The organism is Streptomyces sp. NRRL S-455 (genome assembly GCF_000717875.1).
Taxonomy (GTDB): Bacteria; Actinomycetota; Actinomycetes; order Streptomycetales; family Streptomycetaceae; genus Streptomyces.
On record NZ_JOCT01000005.1, the window covers coordinates 201037 to 221373 of the forward strand.

Sequence of the window (20337 nt, forward strand, 5' to 3'; positions counted from 1 at the left end):
GGTCGCCAGCGACGAGAGGGGCACCACCCGCAGGCGGTGCCCCTCTGTCATCGGCTCAGGTGCTCGGCGTCAGCTGCAGCCGCTCGTCGAGCCGCAGCCCTCGCAGATGTAGCACGAACCGGCGCGCTGCATCTTCGTACCGCAGGAGAAGCACAGCGGTGCGTCGGCCTGGATGCCCAGCTGCATCTCGACCAGTTCGGCACTGGTGTGGGCCTGCTGCGGGGCGGGCTTGACGGCCTCGTCGTCGTTCGGCCTGGAGAGGGCCTTCAGCTCCTGGGCACGCGGGGCCGACTGGGCCAGGCCCTCGACGTCGACCTCGTCCTCGGACGGCTCGTACGAACCGGTCTCCAGGTGGCGCTGACGCTCCTCGGCGGAGTGGATGCCGAGCGCGGAGCGCGTCTCGAAGGGCAGGAAGTCCAGCGCCAGGCGGCGGAAGATGTAGTCGACGATCGACTGCGCCATCCGCACGTCCGGGTCGTCCGTCATACCGGCCGGCTCGAAGCGCATGTTGGTGAACTTCGAGACGTACGTCTCCAGCGGCACGCCGTACTGGAGGCCGACGGAGACCGCGATGGAGAAGGCGTCCATCATGCCCGCGAGGGTCGAGCCCTGCTTGGACATCTTCAGGAAGACCTCGCCGAGACCGTCGTCCGGGTAGGAGTTGGCGGTCATGTAGCCCTCGGCGCCGCCGACGGTGAAGGACGTGGTGATGCCGGGACGTCCCTTCGGGAGGCGCTTGCGGACCGGGCGGTACTCGACGACCTTCTCGACCTTGGCCTCGACGGGGGCGGGCTCCTCGGCCTTCTCCTTCTCCTCCCACTTCTTGGTGGAGAGCGGCTGGCCGACCTTGCAGTTGTCGCGGTAGATCGCGAGGGCCTTGACGCCCAGCTTCCAGGCCTCGAAGTAGATCTCCTCGACCTCCTCGACGGTCGCCGACTCCGGCATGTTGACCGTCTTGGAGATGGCGCCGGAGATCCACGGCTGGATCGCGGCCATCATGCGGACGTGGCCCATCGGGGAGATGGCCCGCTCGCCCATGGCGCAGTCGAAGACCTCGTAGTGCTCGGGCTTCAGGCCGGGGGCGTCGATCACGTTGCCGTGCTCGGCGATGTGGGCGACGATCGCCTCGATCTGCTCCTCGAGGTAGCCCAGGCGGCGCAGGGCCTGTGGGACCGTGCCGTTGACGATCTGCATCGAGCCGCCGCCGACCAGCTTCTTGAACTTGACGAGCGCGAGGTCGGGCTCGACGCCGGTGGTGTCGCAGGACATCGCGAGGCCGATGGTGCCGGTCGGGGCGAGCACGGACGCCTGGGAGTTACGGAAACCGTTCTTCTCGCCGAGGCGCAGGACGTCTCCCCAGGCCTCGCTGGCGGCGGCCCACACCGGGGTGTCCAGGTCGTCCATGCGGACGGCCTTGTCGTTGGCGTCCGAGTGCTGCTTCATGACGCGCTTGTGGGCCTCGGCGTTGCGGGCGTAGCCGTCGTACGGGCCGACCACCGAGGCCAGCTCGGCGGAGCGGCGATAGGCCGTGCCGGTCATCAGGGAGGTGATGGCACCGGCGAGGGCGCGGCCGCCGTCGGAGTCGTAGGCGTGGCCGGTGGCCATCAGCAGGGCGCCGAGGTTGGCGTAGCCGATGCCGAGCTGGCGGAAGGCGCGCGTGTTCTCGCCGATCTTCTGGGTCGGGAAGTCGGCGAAGCAGATCGAGATGTCCATCGCGGTGATGACCAGCTCGACGACCTTCTGGAAGCGCTCGGCCTCGAAAGACTGGTTGCCCTTGCCGTCGTCCTTGAGGAACTTCATCAGGTTCAGCGAGGCCAGGTTGCAGGACGTGTTGTCCAGGTGCATGTACTCGCTGCACGGGTTCGACGCGGTGATCCGGCCGGACTCGGGGCAGGTGTGCCAGCCGTTGATGGTGTCGTCGTACTGGATGCCGGGGTCGGCGCAGGCCCAGGCGGCCTCGGCGATCTTGCGGAAGAGCGCCTTGGCGTCGACCTCCTCGATGACCTCGCCGGTCATCCGGCCGCGCAGCCCGAACTGGCCGCCCCGCTCGACCGCCGTCATGAACTCGTCGTTCACGCGGACCGAGTTGTTGGCGTTCTGGTACTGGACGGACGCGATGTCGTCGCCACCGAGGTCCATGTCGAAGCCCGCGTCGCGCAGGACGCGGATCTTCTCCTCTTCCTTGACCTTGGTCTCGATGAAGTCCTCGATGTCCGGGTGGTCCACGTCGAGGACGACCATCTTGGCGGCGCGGCGGGTGGCACCACCGGACTTGATCGTTCCGGCGGAGGCGTCGGCGCCGCGCATGAAGGAGACCGGGCCGGAGGCGTTGCCGCCGGAGGACAGCAGCTCCTTGGAGGATCGGATCCGGGAGAGGTTCAGGCCGGCGCCGGAGCCGCCCTTGAAGATCATGCCCTCTTCCTTGTACCAGTCGAGGATCGACTCCATGGAGTCGTCGACGGACAGGATGAAGCAGGCGGAAACCTGCTGGGGCTGCTTGGTGCCGACGTTGAACCAGACAGGGCTGTTGAAGCTGAAGATCTGGTGGAGGAGGGCGTACGCCAGCTCGTGCTCGAAGATCTCGGCGTCGGCGGGCGAGGCGAAGTACTTGTTGTCCTCGCCGGCCTTCCGGTACGTCTTCACGATGCGGTCGATCAGCTGCTTGAGGCTGGTCTCGCGCTGCGGGGTGCCGACGGCACCGCGGAAGTACTTGCTGGTGACGATGTTGACCGCGTTCACCGACCAGAAGTCGGGGAACTCCACGCCGCGCTGCTCGAAGTTGACCGAACCGTCACGCCAGTTGGTCATGACGACGTCACGGCTCTCCCACGCCACCTCGTCGTAGGGGTGAACCCCGGGGGTGGTGTGGACGCGCTCGATACGCAGGCCCTTGCTCGCCTTGGTGCCCTTGGCGCGGGAACTCCGTGCCGGACCGCTCGCCGTCTCTGTCATGCCGCCTCCCTGTACGGGCGAAAACGCCCTGAAGTGCCCCGTTGTTCCCGTGGCACGGTGTTCTGTCTGGTGCTGCGGGCGCCCACTCACACGGCCCGCAACAGGTCTTCACACGCCGCCGCCCGGCCGGGCCCGGAGCTGCCTACCGGGTCCGGCCCGCCGGTCAGTCGGCGGCGCTCGCGGACGCGGGGACCTGTGTGGTCCCTCCGGGCCCGCCGTCGTCTTCCTGGCTCCCCGCCCCCGCATCCTCGCGGTCGCCGTCGTCCGCGCCGGGGCGTCCCGTCTCTTCCCTCAGCTCCGCGATGGCCGCCTCGAAGTCCTCGAGCGAGTCGAACGCCCGGTAGACGGAGGCGAATCGCAGATAGGCGACGAGATCGAGTTCCTTCAACGGGCCGAGTATGGCCAGCCCCACGTCGTGGGTGGTCAGCTCGGCGCTCCCGGTGGCCCGCACCGCCTCCTCGACCCGCTGGCCGAGCTGGGCCAGCGCGTCCTCGGTGACGGGCCGCCCCTGGCACGCCTTGCGCACGCCATTGATGATCTTTGTGCGGCTGAAAGGCTCGGTGACTCCGGACCGCTTGACGACCATGAGCGAACACGTCTCCACGGTCGTGAAACGACGGGAGCAGTCCGGACACTGGCGACGCCTGCGGATCGACGTGCCGTCGTCGGTCGTACGACTGTCGACGACCCGGCTGTCGGGGTGCCTGCAGAAGGGGCAGTGCATGAACTCCCAACCCTCCTCACAGCAGACTCAATAGCCTCGCAGAACCTCTTGCGCCCCACGAAGCAGCCCCAAGCATAGGTGATGACCATGAGTGCCGAGACCCGGGGGACCACAACTTGTGGGCTGCTGCTGCAATCCAACCACTAGATGTGGGGATTGGCCCATACATCCACGCCGTACGCGCGCGTCGCGCGCTCAGGCGCAGGTGAGACGCGACCGACCGGGTCGCGCGGGGCTCGGGCGCCCGCGGTCGTACCGCTGGTTCGCGCCCAGCGGACCCGCCGTCCGTGTGCACCCACGTACGGCCGCACCATCCCGGCACATGCGGAGATCCCGTGGGCGCCGCGAGGAGGAGACGTAGGGCTCCCGCACAGATGAGGACTGACCCCGAGGCGGAGGAATGCCGGATGGCAGACTGGGGCAACAGTCCACGAGGTGATCACCCCGGCGGTGAAGAGTACAGCAATGGCCCCTTTTGCCTGCCAGGTGGCGCGACCGCCAATACACCCGGATGCATGATCGCGTCCGGCGATTCGCGGATTTTCACTCGAACGTGTGTTTGGCGCAACCTTTCGAAAGCAACTACCGTTGTCCAGCAGGGAGACCATCGAGAGGGGCCGACGTGACCACCACCGCAGACAGTGCCACCATCACTGCCCAGGAGCGCTCCCAGGGCCGACTGGAGCCGGTGCACGCGATGAACGAAGCCACGAACCCTGAGGGGCACAAGCGCTCCCTGCCGGGCCGACCTCCCGGCATCCGGGCGGACAGCTCCGGACTCACCGACCGCCAGCGCCGCGTGATCGAGGTGATCAGGGATTCCGTGCAGCGGCGCGGCTACCCGCCGTCGATGCGTGAGATCGGCCAGGCCGTCGGCCTCTCCAGCACCTCCTCCGTCGCACACCAGCTGATGGCGCTGGAGCGAAAGGGCTTCCTGCGCCGCGACCCGCACCGCCCGCGCGCGTACGAGGTGCGCGGTTCCGACCAGGCCACCTCGGTACAGCCCACGGACACCGCCGGCAAACCGGCCGCGTCGTACGTCCCGCTGGTCGGCCGCATCGCCGCCGGTGGCCCGATCCTCGCCGAGGAGTCCGTCGAGGACGTCTTCCCTCTGCCCCGCCAGCTTGTGGGCGACGGTGAGCTGTTCGTCCTGAAGGTCGTCGGTGACTCGATGATCGAGGCAGCGATCTGCGACGGCGACTGGGTCACGGTCCGCCGCCAGCCGGTCGCCGAGAACGGCGACATCGTGGCCGCCATGCTCGACGGCGAAGCCACCGTCAAGCGCTTCAAGCGCGAGGACGGCCATGTCTGGCTCCTGCCGCACAACGCGGCCTACGAGCCGATTCCGGGCGACGACGCGACCATCCTCGGCAAGGTGGTGGCCGTACTGCGCCGCGTCTGACACCGCGCGCCGCGTCGGGTGGGCCCTTCGGCCCGCCCCCTGACCGGGCCCCGGGACCTCTGCGCCGGTTCCGGGGCCCTGCGCTGTCCGAGCCCGGCACGCCCCCTGTCCGCGCCGTGAGGGGGTGGCATGCGCTTGATCAGCCGCAGACCACCCCCGGGACTCATCCGGCTTCCGCCTGCTTCGCCACCGCGTCGATCGCCGCCAGCGACTTCCGCACCTGATTACGGTCCGTCGTGAACCAGAAATCGGGAAGTGACGCCTTCAGATAGCTCCCGTACCGGGCCGTCGCCAGTCGCTGGTCCAGGACGGCCACGACACCGCGGTCGCCCGACGCCCGTACGAGACGGCCGGCGCCCTGGGCCATGAGGAGAGCGGCATGGGTCGCGGCGACCGCCATGAAACCGTTGCCGCCCGCCTCCTCCACGGCCTTCTGCCGGGCGCTCATCAGCGGGTCGTCCGGGCGGGGGAACGGGATCTTGTCCATGACCACCAGCTGGCAGCTGGGCCCTGGGACGTCCACGCCCTGCCACAGCGACAGTGTGCCGAAAAGGCAGGTCTCGGGATCGGCCGCGAAGTTCTTGATGAGCTCGCCGAGCGTTTCCTCCCCTTGAAGGAGGATGGGGAACTCCGGAATCCGGGATCTCAGCTCTTCCGCCGCCAGCTGGGCACCCCGCATGGAGGAGAACAGGCCCAGGGTCCGCCCGCCCGCCGCCTGGATCAGCTCCGTCAGTTCGTCGAGCATGTCCGCGCGATCGCCGTCCCGCGCGGGGCGTGCCAGATGCTTGGCGACGTAGAGGATGCCTTGCTTGCGGTAGTCGAACGGCGAGCCGACGTCGATGCCCTTCCACTGCGGGAGGTCGTCGCCCTCGGAGCCCTCGGGGGCGAGTCCGAGGGAGGCCCCGACGCCGTTGAAGTCGCCGCCCAGTTTCAGCGTCGCGGACGTCAGCACCACCGAACGGTCCGCGAAGAGTTTCTCCCGCAGCAGCCCCGACACGGACATGGGGGCGACACGAAGGGAGGCACCGAAGCGGTCATGACGCTCGTACCAGACCACGTCCCATTCGGAGCCGTTCGTGATCCGCTCCGCCACGTCGTGCACGTTCTCCACGGAGGCCAGGGCCTGTTTGCGGACGGCGTCCTCGTCCTGGACGGACTTGTCGCGGGTCGCGCCGATCGCGGAGATGACGGTACGGCACGCGTCGCGCAGCGCCATGAGCGCGTAGCCGAGATCCTCGGGGATCTCCTCAAGACGTCCCGGCAGGGCCAGCTCCATCAGCCGTTCGAAACCCTCGGCCGCGGTCTGGAGCTGGTCGGCGGCCTTCTCGTTGACGAGTTTCGCGGCGCGGCGCACCGCACGGTTGACCTGGCCGGGAGTGAGCTCGCCGGTGGCGACCCCGGTGACCCGCGAGACCAGTTCGTGCGCCTCGTCGACGATGAGCACCTCGTGCTGCGGGAGGACCGGGGCGCCCTCGATGGCGTCGATCGCGAGCAGCGCGTGGTTGGTGACGACGACCTCGGAGAGCTTGGCGCGCTCCCGGGCCATCTCGGCGAAGCACTCGGCCCCGTAGGCGCACTTCGACGCGCCCAGGCACTCCCTCGACGACACCGACACCTGAGCCCAGGCCCGGTCCGAGATGCCGGGTGTGAGGTCGTCACGGTCGCCGGTCTCGGTCTCGTCGGCCCAGTCACGCACTCGCAGCAGGTCCTGGCCGAGCTTGCTGGTGGGAGCGGCTGCCTCGAACTGGTCGAAGAGGCCCTCCTCCTCGTCCTGCGGAACGCCCTCGTGCAGGCGGTGCAGGCACAGGTAGTTCGACCGGCCCTTCAGCATCGCGAACTCCGGGCGGCGGCGCAGCAGGGGGTGCAGCGACTCGACCGTTCTCGGCAGGTCGCGCTCCACCAGCTGGCGCTGCAGGGCCAGGGTGGCGGTCGCGACGACCACCCGCTCCCCGTGTGCGAGCGCGGGCACGAGGTAGCCCAGCGACTTGCCGGTTCCGGTGCCGGCCTGGACCAGCAGGTGGGAGCCGTCGTCGATCGCCTCAGCGACGGCTTCGGCCATGGCCACCTGACCGGGGCGCTCCGTACCGCCGACGGCAGTGACGGCAGCGTGCAGGAGTTCGGGGAGTGAGGGCTTCGTCATAGCGCGACCACCCTACGACCCAGCACTGACAAACGGGTGATCAAAGCGGGGGCAGGGGGCGGGATCAAGGCCTTGGACCCCTCGGGCGTGGGACGTACGTGCGACGGCCGCGGGGGGAACCGGACGGCATTTCGAGAATCCGTGGCGTGAGCGGGAACTGCGGTGGCACGGCCCGCGTTCATTGAGTGACGACATGGTGACACAGGGCTACAACACATGTCGAAGGGACCGGTCTCGGACCATGAGGGCGGCGCGCTTGGCGGGCAGGTCGACCTCGGCGGAGAACCGGAAGCCGGCGGTCAGGAATGCGGCGATGGAGGGGGTGTTGCGAATGTCGGGTTCCGCGATGACACGGGCGCAGGAGGGGCGCCGTGCGAGAACGAGATCGGCCACGGCTCTGAGCAGCAGGCCGCCGAGACCACGCCCTCGGTCGGCGACCGCGCCGACGAGCAGGTGCAGTCCCGTGTCGTGAGGCCGGGCCGGGTAGTGGCGGGCCAGCGGATCCAGGTCCGCCCGGTAGACCTCCCAGTAGCTCATCGGCGTTCCGTCCAGCACGCCGATACACGGAAGGCTGCGTCCGTCGCCGGTGAGCTGGGCCCGCATATGGTCCTCGGTCACGCTCGGCGGTCCGGACAGCTCCCAGAACTCCTCGGCGGCGGGGTCGTTCATCCAACGGCTGACGAGCGGCAGGTCGCGTTCGATCCGCGCGGGGACGAGGTGGAAGACGCCCGCGGAGGTGTCGATGGGGCCCCAGTCGGCGACGCGGTCGAGGAGGACGTCCTCGGCCCGGACGGTGAGGGCGGAGAGGCTGGAGGTGTCACGGGTCGCGGTGCGGGAGACGGACGGCTGGGTCGTCTCGTGGCCCGTCCTCCGTGCTCCGTCGCTGCCGGTTTCCTCCTCCGCGACGAAGGCGATGAGTTCGTCCGGGAGCCGCAGGTCCATGGTGTCCTCGCCGTGCCCGTCCGCACCGGAGTCGGCAGGAGCACCGGCACCGGGGTCGGCACCAGAGCCGGGGTTGGAGTCGGCGTCCGGGCCGGCATCGCACGTGACGGGGACGGCGGAACCGGTGCCGGCGATCGGATCGGCGGGAAGCACCAAACGCTCCTCTCAGAAAGGGGGGTGAGGCGGATCCTCAGGGAGTGCAGGAGGGCGGCTGTGGTCGGGAGGACAGCCCGAGGGATCAGGAGTGCAGGGGGTTGGCGATGGTGACGTAGACGGACTGGGTGTCGACCGGGCCGACGAGTTCGTCGAGGCCGTGCAACCGGGTCAGCAGGTTGGCCTTGCAGCGCAACACGGGTGAGTCGAGCAGAAGGGCGGGCAGCGGAGTGCGCAGCCTGGCCGGGCCGGAGGCGACGCCGCCGAGGAAGCGGCGGAAGGCGGCGAGCAGCAGCCTCTCGTCGGCCAGTCGCTGGGAGCCGAACGCGCCGATGAGGCCGAGCACGTTGTTGACCGCCAGGTAGTAGGCGAAGCGCTCATCGGCGACCTCGTCGCGGACGAAGGTGTCGCTCTGCTCCCCGATGCCGGGCAGCCTGGCGTCGAGGTCGGCACGCCGGGACTCGCGGAAGTAGTAGCCCTGGTTGTCGCGGTAGCGCCCGCCCGTGGGCCAGCCGTCGGTATCCAGCAGGAGGAGGGTGTTCTGCTGGTGCGCCTCCAGGGCGATGCCAACCTCAGCGTCCAGCCACAGAACGGGACGCACGACATGCTCCAGGTAGCGCAGGAACCACTCGGTGGCGACGGCTTCGCGGGGCCGCCCGGTCCGGCGGGCGAGACGGGTGACCACCTCGCCGAGCCTGGACCGCGGAGCCGGGTCGTGGGGCTCGGGATGGCAGGGAGCGCCTTCGGGCCGGGCCTGGGAGCACGGGCGTGGCGAGACGAGCCCGGCGACGCAGAGGACATCGTCCGAGGGGCTGAACGGGTTGTGGCGGATCACCACGTTCAGCCCGGCCAACGGGGCGCCGTCGAGGCCGTCGACAGCGAGCCACGCCGGGTCGCGAACGATGTCGAAGCCCGGATGCGCGGCCCGCCACTGCTGAGCGAGTCCGCTGCGCAGCAGGCGATGGACCTCGACGCCGCGGTGCAGTTCTTTGCGGAGGTTCTCACGACGGGAGTTGGTGATGCGCAGGCCCAGCGACAGCTTGAGCATCGCGGGGGCGCCGGTCCGGTAGACGGTTCGTACGGAGGAGGTGGGGTGCCACGGAGTGCCGTGGGTGCCGAGGTCACGGAGCAGTCCGCTGTTCAGCAGGGCAGCGGTCTTCGGACGGTGCCGGATTTCGCGCGCCTGCCAGGGGTGGAGGGGGAGGAGCGTGTACCCGTCCGGCAGCGGCAGTCCGGGGCCGGCCAGGCGTGCGGTGAGCCGGGCCGCTGCGACAGGGCGGCCGCGTTCGGTCCAGGCGGAGTCGGTGGCGAGTGCGGAGGGGGCGACGGCCATCCAGTGCAGAGGGAAGGACCCGCGCAACTCGGGCGAGTACAGGCGCGCTTCGGACTCGGAGAGGCCCTCGCGGCTTTTCGGCGTGGGGTGCAGGGGATGGCCGAGGACGAGTGCCTGTTCCGCGGAGAGGAAGAGGTCGGGGCCGTCGACCGGGTGTTCCCGGCGGTCGCGGACGAAGACGGCGGCGCGGCGAAGGGAGTCGGCGACACCCGCCGGCAGCACGACGCCGTCGTCGAAACCGTTGGCCTCGACAACCGGCGGGCCGGAAGGGCTCGTGACACCGCCGTCGGCGGCTTGGCTGACGCTGATGTCGGCGGCGTGGCCGGTGCCCGTACCGGATGCACCCCTGGTGTCGAAGGCACCTTTTGACGCCTCCCTGGAGAGCAGGGCGGCGACGGTGACGGCGTCTGCCGGAGGCGCGTGCTCGGGGGCGTCGGCCAGGCGCGGCATGCCGAAGCGGTGCCAGCCCGTGGGGGACCAGTAGCGGACCGGTACGAGCAGGCCCGTGCCGCTGGAGGGAAGGGAAATGCGGAGGAGGTTGTCGCGCGGTGCGGGCTGGTTGGTCTCGCGCACCCAGCAGCGCAGCAGGGTCTCCACGGCCGCTGCCTGGGCGGCGGTGTTCGGGTCGGGATGGCCCAACAGGTCCGCGACGGGGCCGTCGCCCCGCACCCGACCGCCCGGCAGGTCGACGGGCTGCGCCCCGGGCCTCTGCCGGGGAACCGCCGTGTGCGCCGATGTCGAAGCGGCTGGGCAGTCGGTGCAGGGTCCAGGCGTCGTGGCGTGGTCGTCGGGCTCAGGGTTGGCGTTCAAGACGGGTACCTCGTGGGGTGGTTCCGGGTGGTGCGGGCGGGTCCGGTGAACCGAGGAGTCCTGACCGGCTCGCACGGCAGGAGAGAGCCAGGGTCACGACGTGGCCGCACAGCGCGTCGTGGACTCTCATCGCGGTGAGGCTCATGACGCGCCCGGTGCGAGGGGTGAAGACCCCTGGCAGCGAGCCACTGCCCCGACAGCGTCGGCCAGGCGCTCCAGTACCGCGGCTGCCTGTTCATCGGTGATCGTCAGGGGCGGCAGCAGCTGTACGACACTCGTGTGGTGGCCGCCGAGTCCGACGATGAGGCCTCTTCGCAGGCACTCCTGCTGGACCGCGGCCGCCAGTTCGGAGGCGGTGCGAAAGGGTTGGCGCGGGCTGTCCGGCATTGCCGGCGCCCCCGCGCCGCCACCGAGAGCCCTGGGGTCGTCAGAGCCCGACCCGTCCGGATTCATCAATTCCATCCCGATCATCAGTCCCCTCCCCCGCACGTCCCCGACGCACGCGAACTCCTCCACCAGCCCCTGAAGCCGACTCAGCATCCACGCCCCGAGATCCGCAGCGCGCTCGGCGAGGTTGTTCTCCCGGACGTGGGCGAGGGTCGCCGTTCCAGCGGCCATGGCCAGTTGGTTGCCGGGGAAGGTGTCGGCGTGGCCGCCGGGCACCCAGACGTCGAGGTCGGCGCGGTAGACCACCACCGCCAGCGGCAGGCTGCCGCCGATGGCCTTGGAAAGGACCATCACATCGGGGGTCACTCGGCTGTGCTCCACCGCCCAGAAGGCGCCGGTCCGGCCGACACCGGTCTGCGTCTCGTCGACGATCAGCGGGACGGACCGGTCGGCGGTGAGCTGCCGTATGCGCCGCAGCCACGCGTCGGGGGTGGGGATCACCCCGCCCCCGCCCAGGTCGGGCTCGACGATCACTCCCGCGGGCAGTGGCACGCCCCGCCCGGTGTCGTCGAGGAGGGACTCGGTCCAGCGGGCGGCGAGGTCGGCGCCTCGCTCGTCCCCGACGCCGAACGGGCGGCGGTGGTCCTGCGGGTAGGGCAGGGGGGTGGCCCGGGCCGCTCCGGCGTCGAGGGACTCCCAGGGTGCCTCGAGCGACTCGGTGGCCCGCCCGTGACCGGCGCCGGTGAACGCGAGGACGCCGGTCCGCCCGGTAGCCGCGCGTGCGAGTTCGCAGGCGGTCCCCAGGGCATCGGTGTCGGCCGGTCCGCAGAACCGTACGCGGGCGCGGTCGGCGAGTCCGGGAGGCAGGGTGCGGAACAACTCCGTGACGAACGCGTCCTTGACGGGGGTGGCCAGGTCGAGGACGTTCAGGGGCGCCCCGGAATCGAGGACCTTGCGGATGGCTTCGAGGACGACAGGGTGGTTGTGCCCGAGGGCGAGAGTGCCGGCGCCCGAGAGGCAGTCGAGATAGCGGCGGCCGTCCGCGCCCTCGATGGTCAGCCCGCGGGCCCGCACCGGCACGATCGGCAGAGCGCGGGCGTACGTGCGGGCCGCGGACTCGCGTGCGGACTGATGACGGAGGATCCCCTCGTGCGCTGTGCGGGCGCCGGGTGCCGTGTCGTCGTCGGCATCACCGGCGAGGGCCTTCACCGGCGTACACCCAGCGGTCTCCTCGCACGTGCGTCCCCCCGGGGTCGATTCCGCCACGGCTTCCCTGACCTCTCACTGGGCACGGGCACAGAGGACCGCACACGGACAGCAGGCCCCTCACCGCTACCAACCCCGGGCCGCTCACCGGGTTACGGGTTGCCTCAAGATCCTTGCCGTGACGGAACTGTTGCGGTTCCGTCGGGCCTCCCCCACAGCCACCGCATAGTGTGTGGTGCCGTTCCCGGACGCCGTGCGGTCGGCCTGACGTGCTCTTGAGCCAGCGGAAGGCTGGACCGAAGCACCGGTTCGTCCACGTTCGTTCCACATCACGGGGAGTCAGATCATGCGATCCATACGGCCGTCGTCCACCGCCAGCCGAGGGGGGAAGGCGCGCCGCAGGAGCTTCCCCGTGCCGGCCGCCGTGGCACTCGCCTCGGCGCTCGCGCTGACCGCCACCGCCTGCGAGTCGGGCGACGTCGCGGCGGGTGGTGAGGCCTCCGCGTCCGCGAGCGCCTCGGACGACGGCAAGCTGAGGATCCCCGACGACATCCGCGACCGGCTTCGCGAGCACGGTATCGACGTCGACAAGTGGAAGAACGGCGCCTGGAAGAACTGGGACCGGGACGACTGGCTGCGCGAGGCCAACGAGTACATCAACCCGATCATCGAGGGGCTCTGGAACCCGGACCGTATGCGGGACGCCGAGGAGCCCGACCAGAGCGTCGACGACAGCGACCTCTCCGGCGACCAGGGCGTGACCGACCCCACGCCCGAGCCGGTCGAGGCGCAGGCCGTGCCGCCGTCGTACCACGCGAACGCCCCCACCGCCGGCAAGGTCTTCTTCGACTCCCCCGAGGGCTCGGCCGTCTGCTCGGCGACGGTGGTGAAGGACCCGGCTCACCCGGGCAAGTCCAACCTGGTCTGGACGGCGGGCCACTGCGTGCACGCGGGCAAGAAGGGCGGCTGGTACCGCAACATCGCGTTCGTACCCTCGTACAACGACGACGGCAGGCCGGTCGCCGAACTGGAGAACGCCACCCGGGAGGACGTCGCTCCCTACGGTATCTGGTGGGGTGACTGGGCGCAGACCTCGGACCAGTGGATCGAGCAGGGGGGCTCGACGGGCGGGGACGGCGCGCCGTACGACTTCGCGGTCATCCATGTGACACCGGAGAAGGGCAGCGGCGGCAAGTCGCTGGAGGAGACGGTGGGTTCGGCACTGCCGGTCGAGTTCGGCGCCCCTGCCGTACCGAAGGTGAAGAGTGTGACCGCGATCGGCTATCCGGCCGCCACACCGTATGACGGACAGAAGCTGTACCGGTGCCAGGACCGGCCGGGCCGGCTGTCGTTGACCGCGTCGGATCCGACGATGTACCGCATCGGCTGCTCGATGACCGGCGGTTCCTCCGGTGGCGGCTGGGTCGCGGCCGGTTCGGACGGCCGGCCGGCACTGGTGTCCAACACGTCGATCGGCCCGGTGAGGTCGGGCTGGCTGGCCGGACCGCGGCTGGGCGACGTGGCCGAGGGCGTCTACGACTCGGTCAGCAAGAAGTTCGCGGGCCGGTGAGACCGCGACGCTCCACCGGAACATGAGCAGGGCCTACGGCGGCCGCTGACCCTCAGACACGGAGGAGGCCCGCCCCGATCAACTCGGGGGCGGGCCTCTTCACTGCCAGGTCAGGCAAGCGGCGCCGGGACGTACGGCGCGAGCTCGGCCGCCAGTTCCTCGTGCACCCGCAGCTTGAGCAGGGTGCCCTCCGGGGTGTGCTCCTCGGAGATCACCTCGCCCTCGTCGTGCGCACGGGCGACCAGCTTGCCGTGCGTGTACGGCACGAGCGCCTCGACCTCGACCGACGGGCGCGGCAGCTCGTCGTCGATGAGTGCGAGCAGTTCCTCGATGCCCTGGCCCGTGCGGGCCGAGACGGCGATGGAGCGCTTCTCGACGCGCAGCAGGCGCTGCAGCGTCAGCGGGTCGGCCGCGTCCGCCTTGTTGATCACGACGATCTCGGGTACGTCGGTGGCGCCGACGTCCCTGACCACCTCGCGCACCGCGGCCAGCTGCTCCTCCGGGTTCGGGTGCGATCCGTCGACCACGTGCAGGATCAGGTCGGACTCGCCGACCTCCTCCATCGTGGAGCGGAACGCCTCGACCAGGTGGTGGGGCAGATGACGGACGAAGCCGACCGTGTCGGCCAGCGTGTACAGCCGTCCGCTCGGGGTCTCGGCCCGGCGCACGGTCGGGTCGAGGGTCGCGAACAGGGCGTTCTCGACCAGTACGCCCGCGCCGGTGAGGCGGTTGAGCAGCGAGGACTTGCCGGCGTTGGTGTAGCCCGCGATGGCGACCGAGGGCACCTTGTGGCGCTTACGCTCCTGGCGCTTGATCTCGCGGCCGGTCTTCATCTCCGCGATCTCCCGGCGCATCTTCGCCATCTTCTCGCGGATCCGCCGCCGGTCCGTCTCGATCTTGGTCTCACCGGGACCACGCGTGGCGAGGCCGCCGCCCTTACCGCCGCCCATCTGCCGGGACAGCGACTGACCCCAGCCTCGCAGCCTCGGCAGCATGTACTGCATCTGCGCGAGCGCGACCTGCGCCTTGCCCTCTCGGGACTTGGCGTGCTGGGCGAAGATGTCCAGGATCAGGGCCGTGCGGTCGATGACCTTGACCTTGACGACGTCCTCGAGATGGATCAGCTGGCCCGGGCTGAGCTCACCGTCGCAGATGACGGTGTCCGCGCCCGTCTCGAGGACGACGTCCCGCAGCTCCTCGGCCTTGCCGGAGCCGATGTACGTGGCCGCGTCGGGCTTGTCGCGGCGCTGGATCACACCGTCGAGCACCAGCGCACCCGCCGTCTCCGCGAGGGCGGCGAGCTCCGCGAGGGAGTTCTCCGCGTCCTGCACGGTTCCCGAGGTCCAGACGCCGACGAGGACGACCCGCTCCAGACGGAGCTGGCGGTACTCGACCTCGGTGACGTCCTCGAGCTCGGTGGAGAGGCCCACCACACGGCGCAGGGCCGCGCGGTCGGAGCGGTCGAACTGGTCGCCGTCCCGCTCTCCGTCGATCTCGTGGCTCCAGGCGACGTCCTCTTCCATCAGGGCATCGGCCCGAAGACCCTCGGGGTGGCTGTGCGCGAAGCGCTTGGTGTCCTGGGAAGGGGAAGAAGAGGAGGTCATTGGATCCTTACGTAGCTGGGAAACCGTTTGCGGCGGCGGAGCGCTGCCCCGGACAAGCCGGAACTGGTCCGTCAGTGTCCTCAACGCACGAGCACTCCGGGAGATTCCCGGCGCTCCGTGCCGCGCCGACCTGTCGATGGTCGCACGGCACGGGGCGTCTCGTCACCGGGTTATCGGGCGGCTGCTCCGGAGTGCGCGGTCGTCTTCCAGTCCGGGTGTCCCGGCATCGGCGGTGTCTTCTCGCCGTACAGCCAGTCCTGGAAGAAGGCGGCCAGGTCGCGCCCGGAGATCTCGCCGGCGAGCCGGACGAAGTCGGCCGTCGAGGCGGTGTCGTCCCGGTGGCGGCTGACCCAGGCGCGCTGCAGGCGTTCGAAGGCCGTGCCGCCGATCTCCTGGCGGAGGGCGTACAGGACGAGCGCGGCGCCGTCGTACACGTTGTGCCGGAAGATGCCGATCTTCTTCCCGGGCTCCGGTGCCTTCGGGGCGGCGGGCGGGCCGCCGGCCTCGCGCCAGCCGTCGGAGACGCCGTACGCGGACTTCATCCGGTCCCGCAGCGGCTTGCCGCCCCGCTCCTCGGCGTAGAGGGCCTCGTACCAGGTGGCGTGTCCCTCGTTGAGCCACAGGTCGGACCAGGTGCGGGGGCTGACGCTGTCGCCGAACCACTGGTGAGCCAGCTCGTGGACCATGATCGACTCGACGTACCACTTCGGGTGGGCGGGCTCGGTGAAGAGCTCCCGCTCGAAGAGGGAGAGCGTCTGGGTCTCGAGTTCGAATCCGGTGCTGACGTCGGCCACGAGCAGGCCGTAGGTCTCGAAGGGGTAGCGGCCGACCTTGCTCTGCATCCAGGTGATCTGGCCGGGGGTCTTCTTCAGCCAGGGTTCGAGCGCCTTGCGGTGCCGGGTCGGCACGACGTCCCGTACCGGCAGCCCTTGCGGGCCGGCGCGGTGCAGCACCGTGGAGCGGCCGATGGAGATCTGCGCGAGTTCGGTGGCCATAGGGTGCAAGGTGCGGTAGGTCCAGGTGGTCGAACCGCCGGACCGGTGCGTACCGGCGGGCAGGCCGTTGGCGACGACCGTGTGGCCCTCGGGTGCGGTGACCCGGATGGTGAACATCGCCTTGTCCGAGGGGTGGTCGTTGCCGGGGAAGACCAGGTGCGCGGCGTCGGCCTGGTTGGCCATCGCGAGGCCGTCCGCGGTGCGCACCCAGCCGCCCTCGCGGCCCTTGGGCGGCACGGGGTCGCTGGTGTGCCGCACGGTGATCCGCATGCGGTTGCCGTCCGGCACCGGCTTCCCGGGCGTGATCACCAGGTCCTCACCGGCGGCGGCGAACTTCGCGGGCTCGCCGTCGACCTCGACCGAGCGGACCGTGCCGTGGGCGAAGTCGAGGTTGACGCGTTCCAGGTCGGCGGTCGTCCAGGCGTCGATGGTGGTGACGGCCCGCAGCGGCTCAGTGTTGGTACCGGGGTAGGTGAAGGAGAGATCGTACGCCGCCACGTCGTAGCCGGGGTTGCCCAGGTACGGGAAGAGGCGGTCGCCGACGCCGAGCGGAACGACGGGGGCACTCGCGGCGACGAGGCTGACGGAGACGGCCGAGGCGAGGAGCACCGCCGCCGTTCTCCGACGGCGTGTGCGCGGAGCGTGACTGTGGGGGGTGAGGAACATGCCCCACGGCTATCAGCGGGCGCGCGCGGGACGGGGACGACACGCGTCCGGCCCACCCGAACCGGGGACCGGCGCCCGCGCCGGTGGCCGCTCCCGGTGGCCGGACGGCTCAGCTTTCCTGCGGCTGCGGCTGGGCCCGGCCCACGTCGTACACCCCGGCCACGTTGCGCATCGCGCGCATCAGGGCGGGCAGGTGGGCGGCGTCCGGGAGTTGGACGGTGTAGGTGTGGCGGACCTGCTGCTGGGCCGGGGGTTCGACGGTGGCGGAGACGATCTCGGCGCCTTCCAGGGCCATGGCTTCGGTGAGGTCCGCGAGCAGATGGGGGCGGACGAACGATTCGGCGACCAGTGTGACCCGGCAGTCGGTGGCCTCCCCCCAGCGCACGGCGACCTCGGTACGCGCCCCGTCCTTCATGCGGGTCACGGCGGCGCACTCCACGCGGTGCACGGTGACGGCTCCCCCGCGTACGGCGAAGCCGATGATCTCGTCGGGTGGCACTGGTGTGCAGCAGCCGGCCAGCCGTACGGTCGCGCCGGCCCGGTCGGTGATGACGTTGCCGGGGGTGGGGCCGTCCGGGTCTGACGCGTCGGCGGTACCGGGCCGGGGAGCCGCCGCGCGTTCCTCGGTCTGCCGGTCCTCCTGGGTCTCGGTCCGCTGGGCCTCGGCCTGCACCGGGTGGGCGGCCAGCCACCGCTGGATGGCGATCCGGGCCGCGGGTGTGTGGGCGTGCTCCAGCCATTCCCGGGAGGGCTCGGACGCCGGGTCCTGCCCCATGAGGAGCTGGACGGTGTCGCCGTCCTTCAGGACGCTGCTCAGCGCCGCCAGGCGGCCGTTGACGCGGGCGCCGATGCACGCGTGCGCGTCCTCGCCGTACTGCGCGTAGGCGGCGTCCACGCAGGTCGCTCCCTCGGGCAGGCCGAGCGCGCCGCCGTCGGGCCGGAACACGGTGATCTCCCGGTCCTGGGCGAGGTCCTCGCGCAGGGTCGACCAGAAGTGGTCCGGGTCGGGCGCCGCCTCCTGCCAGTCGAGGAGCCGGGAGAGCCAGCCGGGGCGGGTGGGGTCGACGCGCTCGCCGTCGGCCGGGTCGTCGGGGGCCGGAGCGTACGGGTTGCCGAGCGCGACGACTCCGGCCTCGGCGACCTTGTGCATCTGGTGCGTGCGGATCAGGACTTCGACGACCTGGCCGTCCTCTCGCGCCACGGCCGTGTGCAGGGACTGGTACAGGTTGAACTTCGGTACGGCGATGAAGTCCTTGAACTCCGAGACCACCGGCTTCATGCAGGTGTGGAGTTCGCCCAGGACGCCGTAACAGTCGGCATCCTCGTTCACGAGTACCAGGACGCGGCCGAAGTCGGAGCCGCGGAGCCGGCCGCGTTTGCGGGAGACCCGGTGCACGGAGAGGAAGTGACGTGGGCGGATGAGGACTTCGGCCGCGATGTCCGCCTCGCGCAGAACGGAACGCACCTCGTCGGCGACCTCGGCGAGCGGGTCGTCCGCACGGGCGGAGTTGCGGACAATCAACTCCTTCGTGTGTGCGTACTCCTCCGGGTGGAGGATCGCGAAGACCAGGTCTTCCAGTTCGGTCTTGAGGGCTTGGACGCCGAGTCGTTCGGCCAGCGGGATGAGCACGTCACGCGTCACCTTCGCGATGCGCTCCTGCTTTTCGGGGCGCATGACGCCGAGCGTGCGCATGTTGTGCAGCCGGTCGGCGAGTTTGATCGACATGACGCGCACGTCGTTGCCGGTGGCGACGAGCATCTTGCGGAAGGTCTCGGGCTCGGCGGCGGCGCCGTAGTCGACCTTCTCGAGTTTGGTGACGCCGTCGACGAGGTAGCGGACCTCCTCGCCGAACTGCTCGCGGACCTGGTCGAGCGTCACATCCGTGTCCTCGACGGTGTCGTGGAGCAGGGAGGCCGTCAAGGTCGTGGTCTCGGCTCCGAGTTCGGCGAGGATCAGCGTGACGGCGAGCGGGTGCGTGATGTACGGCTCGCCGCTCTTGCGCATCTGGCCGCGGTGCGAGGACTCGGCCAGGACGTAGGCGCGGCGCAGGGGGTCGAGGTTCGCGTCGGGGTGGTGGGCGCGGTGGGCCTCGACGACGTGGCTGATGGCGTCGGGCAGCCGGCCCCGGACGGCCGGGCCGAGCAGGGCGGCACGGCCGAGGCGGCGCAGGTCGATCCGGGGGCGGGCCTTTCTGCGTGGGGCCGTCGGCGTCACCGGTCCTGACACCGCACTCGGCATCGGGCCTGGGGTCACGGAATTCGTGGCCTCCGCACTCATGGGCACCTCCGGCTGCGTGGACCGGTGGACGGGGTGCCCCAGGGCGGACACGGCTCAGGGGGCGGCTTCGGTCCCCCGTCCGGGCCGGTGCTTGATGCTATCGAGCCCACCACGTGTGGCTGACCGTCTCTCGTCGAGCGTGAAACTGATCACCCATTCGAGCGACGTATGTGAGGTTTGCACCCCTGTACATCGAGAGTGCGATGCCCTCATTCCCGCCAAATGGCCGGTTGCCAACGGGCGTTTCAGGTCCCGGTGGCCGACGGAGCACGACTGTTCCGCGCGGGTGTGTCCTGCTCAGGCGCCCGCGGTGCCTTCCAGCCACTCCGCGTCGATCTCGCCCTCGGCCACGATCACCGCCGGGCCCGTCATCTCGATCTGCCCGTCGGGCCGCTCGGTGATCACCAGGGTGCCGCCGGGGACGTCGACGGTGCAGGTCACCGGCGTGCCGGTGATCGCCGGGTCAACGCCGTCGCGGCGGGCGGTGGCCACGGCGACCGCGCACGCGCCCGTGCCGCACGAGCGGGTCTCGCCGGAACCCCGCTCGTGCACACGCATCGCGACGTGCCCGGGGCCGCGGTCGACCACGAACTCGACGTTCACACCGTCCGGGTAGGCGGTGGCCGGGCTGAAGGGCGGCGGGGCGAGCAGGTCGCCGGCGTGCTCCAGGTCCTCCACGAAGGCGACCGCGTGCGGGTTGCCCATGTTGATGTTCCGCGCGGGCCAGCTGCGCTCGCCGACGCTCACCGTGACGTCGCCTTCGGGGAGCAACGCCCTGCCCATGCCGACGGTGATGTCACCGTCCTTGGAAACGTGCACGGTCTTCACGCCCCCGCGCGTGGCGATCGCGAGGTCTCCTTCGGTGACGTGTCCGGCGCGCTGGAGGTAGCGCGCGAAGACCCGCACGCCGTTGCCGCACATCTCGGCGATCGAGCCGTCGCCGTTGCGGTAGTCCATGAACCACTCGGCCTCGGCCGCCATGCTCTTCGCCTCGGGGTGGGCCGCGGATCGCACCACGTGCAGCAGACCGTCACCGCCGATGCCGGCGCGGCGGTCGCACAGGGCGGCGACGGCTGCCGGGGGCAGGTCGATGGCGTTGTCGGGGTCCGGGACGATCACGAAGTCGTTCTCGGTGCCGTGGCCCTTGAGGAAGGGGATCCGCGTGCTCATGCCTC

At 70.5% G+C, this 20337-nt stretch carries 12 protein-coding genes; 2 read left to right on the top strand and 10 right to left on the bottom strand.

Annotated features, from left to right (window positions below):
- Positions 1–69: 69 nt before the first annotated feature.
- Together IE97_RS0110375 and nrdR are read right to left on the bottom strand one after the other, a co-directional pair.
- The gene (locus IE97_RS0110375) at positions 70–2952 is read right to left on the bottom strand and encodes a vitamin B12-dependent ribonucleotide reductase (protein ID WP_030235308.1); all 2883 of its coding nucleotides are present in this window, start codon (positions 2950–2952) and stop codon (positions 70–72) included.
- A gap of 163 nt (positions 2953–3115) precedes the next feature.
- On the bottom strand, positions 3116–3676 hold the full coding sequence (gene nrdR / locus IE97_RS0110380) for a transcriptional regulator NrdR (RefSeq protein WP_030235311.1): 561 nt from the start codon (positions 3674–3676) through the stop codon (positions 3116–3118).
- A 622-nt stretch (positions 3677–4298) separates the two neighbouring features.
- On the opposite strand from nrdR, the gene lexA reads away from it, so the two are divergent.
- Positions 4299–5078 (top strand): transcriptional repressor LexA, encoded by a 780-nt coding sequence (gene lexA, locus IE97_RS0110385; protein WP_030235314.1) that lies wholly within the window; start codon positions 4299–4301, stop codon positions 5076–5078.
- Positions 5079–5241: 163 nt separating this feature from the next.
- Here lexA and IE97_RS0110390 read toward each other — a convergent pair whose 3' ends face one another.
- The 4 genes from IE97_RS0110390 to IE97_RS0110405 form a co-directional block, all read right to left on the bottom strand.
- The gene (locus IE97_RS0110390; protein ID WP_030235317.1) at positions 5242–7218 is read right to left on the bottom strand and encodes an ATP-dependent DNA helicase; all 1977 of its coding nucleotides are present in this window, start codon (positions 7216–7218) and stop codon (positions 5242–5244) included.
- Positions 7219–7425: 207 nt separating this feature from the next.
- Entirely contained in the window at positions 7426–8313 is an 888-nt protein-coding gene (locus IE97_RS0110395; RefSeq protein WP_030235319.1) for a GNAT family N-acetyltransferase, read from the bottom strand.
- A gap of 85 nt (positions 8314–8398) precedes the next feature.
- Positions 8399–10456, bottom strand: coding sequence for an IucA/IucC family protein (locus IE97_RS0110400; protein WP_030235322.1), 2058 nt, complete (start codon positions 10454–10456; stop codon positions 8399–8401).
- A gap of 141 nt (positions 10457–10597) precedes the next feature.
- Positions 10598–12052, bottom strand: coding sequence for an aminotransferase class III-fold pyridoxal phosphate-dependent enzyme (locus tag IE97_RS0110405; protein WP_030235325.1), 1455 nt, complete (start codon positions 12050–12052; stop codon positions 10598–10600).
- Positions 12053–12395: 343 nt separating this feature from the next.
- On the opposite strand from IE97_RS0110405, the gene IE97_RS0110410 reads away from it, so the two are divergent.
- Positions 12396–13619 carry a trypsin-like serine peptidase gene (locus IE97_RS0110410; protein WP_030235328.1) on the top strand — a complete coding sequence of 408 codons (1224 nt, stop codon included), beginning with the start codon at positions 12396–12398 and terminating at the stop codon, positions 13617–13619.
- 110 nt (positions 13620–13729) lie between these two features.
- Here the strand turns inward: IE97_RS0110410 and hflX are convergent, their stop codons facing one another.
- The 4 genes from hflX to dapF all read right to left on the bottom strand — a co-directional run bounded on the left by hflX (position 13730) and on the right by dapF (position 20332).
- A complete protein-coding gene (gene hflX, locus IE97_RS0110415) occupies positions 13730–15223 on the bottom strand; it encodes a GTPase HflX (RefSeq protein ID WP_030235331.1) in 1494 nt (497 codons plus the stop codon).
- Between the two features lie 170 nt (positions 15224–15393).
- Complete coding sequence (locus IE97_RS0110420) at positions 15394–16884, bottom strand: M1 family metallopeptidase (RefSeq protein ID WP_030235333.1); 1491 nt, start codon at positions 16882–16884, stop codon at positions 15394–15396.
- Positions 16885–16993: 109 nt separating this feature from the next.
- Positions 16994–19162 (bottom strand): RelA/SpoT family protein, encoded by a 2169-nt coding sequence (locus IE97_RS0110425; protein WP_030235336.1) that lies wholly within the window; start codon positions 19160–19162, stop codon positions 16994–16996.
- Between the two features lie 297 nt (positions 19163–19459).
- On the bottom strand, positions 19460–20332 hold the full coding sequence (gene dapF, locus IE97_RS0110430) for a diaminopimelate epimerase (RefSeq protein ID WP_030235339.1): 873 nt from the start codon (positions 20330–20332) through the stop codon (positions 19460–19462).
- Between the last annotated feature and the right edge of the window lie 5 nt (positions 20333–20337).

What these genes read in the sequence shown, in the direction of transcription:
- IE97_RS0110410 (WP_030235328.1), top strand. Translation starts at nt 12,396, where the DNA reads ATGCGATCCATACGGCCGTCGTCCACCGCCAGCCGAGGGGGGAAGGCG.
- nrdR (WP_030235311.1), bottom strand. Translation starts at nt 3,676, where the DNA reads ATGCACTGCCCCTTCTGCAGGCACCCCGACAGCCGGGTCGTCGACAGT.
- IE97_RS0110390 (WP_030235317.1), bottom strand. Translation starts at nt 7,218, where the DNA reads ATGACGAAGCCCTCACTCCCCGAACTCCTGCACGCTGCCGTCACTGCC.
- IE97_RS0110375 (WP_030235308.1), bottom strand. Translation starts at nt 2,952, where the DNA reads ATGACAGAGACGGCGAGCGGTCCGGCACGGAGTTCCCGCGCCAAGGGC.
- hflX (WP_030235331.1), bottom strand. Translation starts at nt 15,223, where the DNA reads ATGACCTCCTCTTCTTCCCCTTCCCAGGACACCAAGCGCTTCGCGCAC.
- IE97_RS0110420 (WP_030235333.1), bottom strand. Translation starts at nt 16,884, where the DNA reads ATGTTCCTCACCCCCCACAGTCACGCTCCGCGCACACGCCGTCGGAGA.
- dapF (WP_030235339.1), bottom strand. Translation starts at nt 20,332, where the DNA reads ATGAGCACGCGGATCCCCTTCCTCAAGGGCCACGGCACCGAGAACGAC.
- IE97_RS0110425 (WP_030235336.1), bottom strand. Translation starts at nt 19,162, where the DNA reads ATGAGTGCGGAGGCCACGAATTCCGTGACCCCAGGCCCGATGCCGAGT.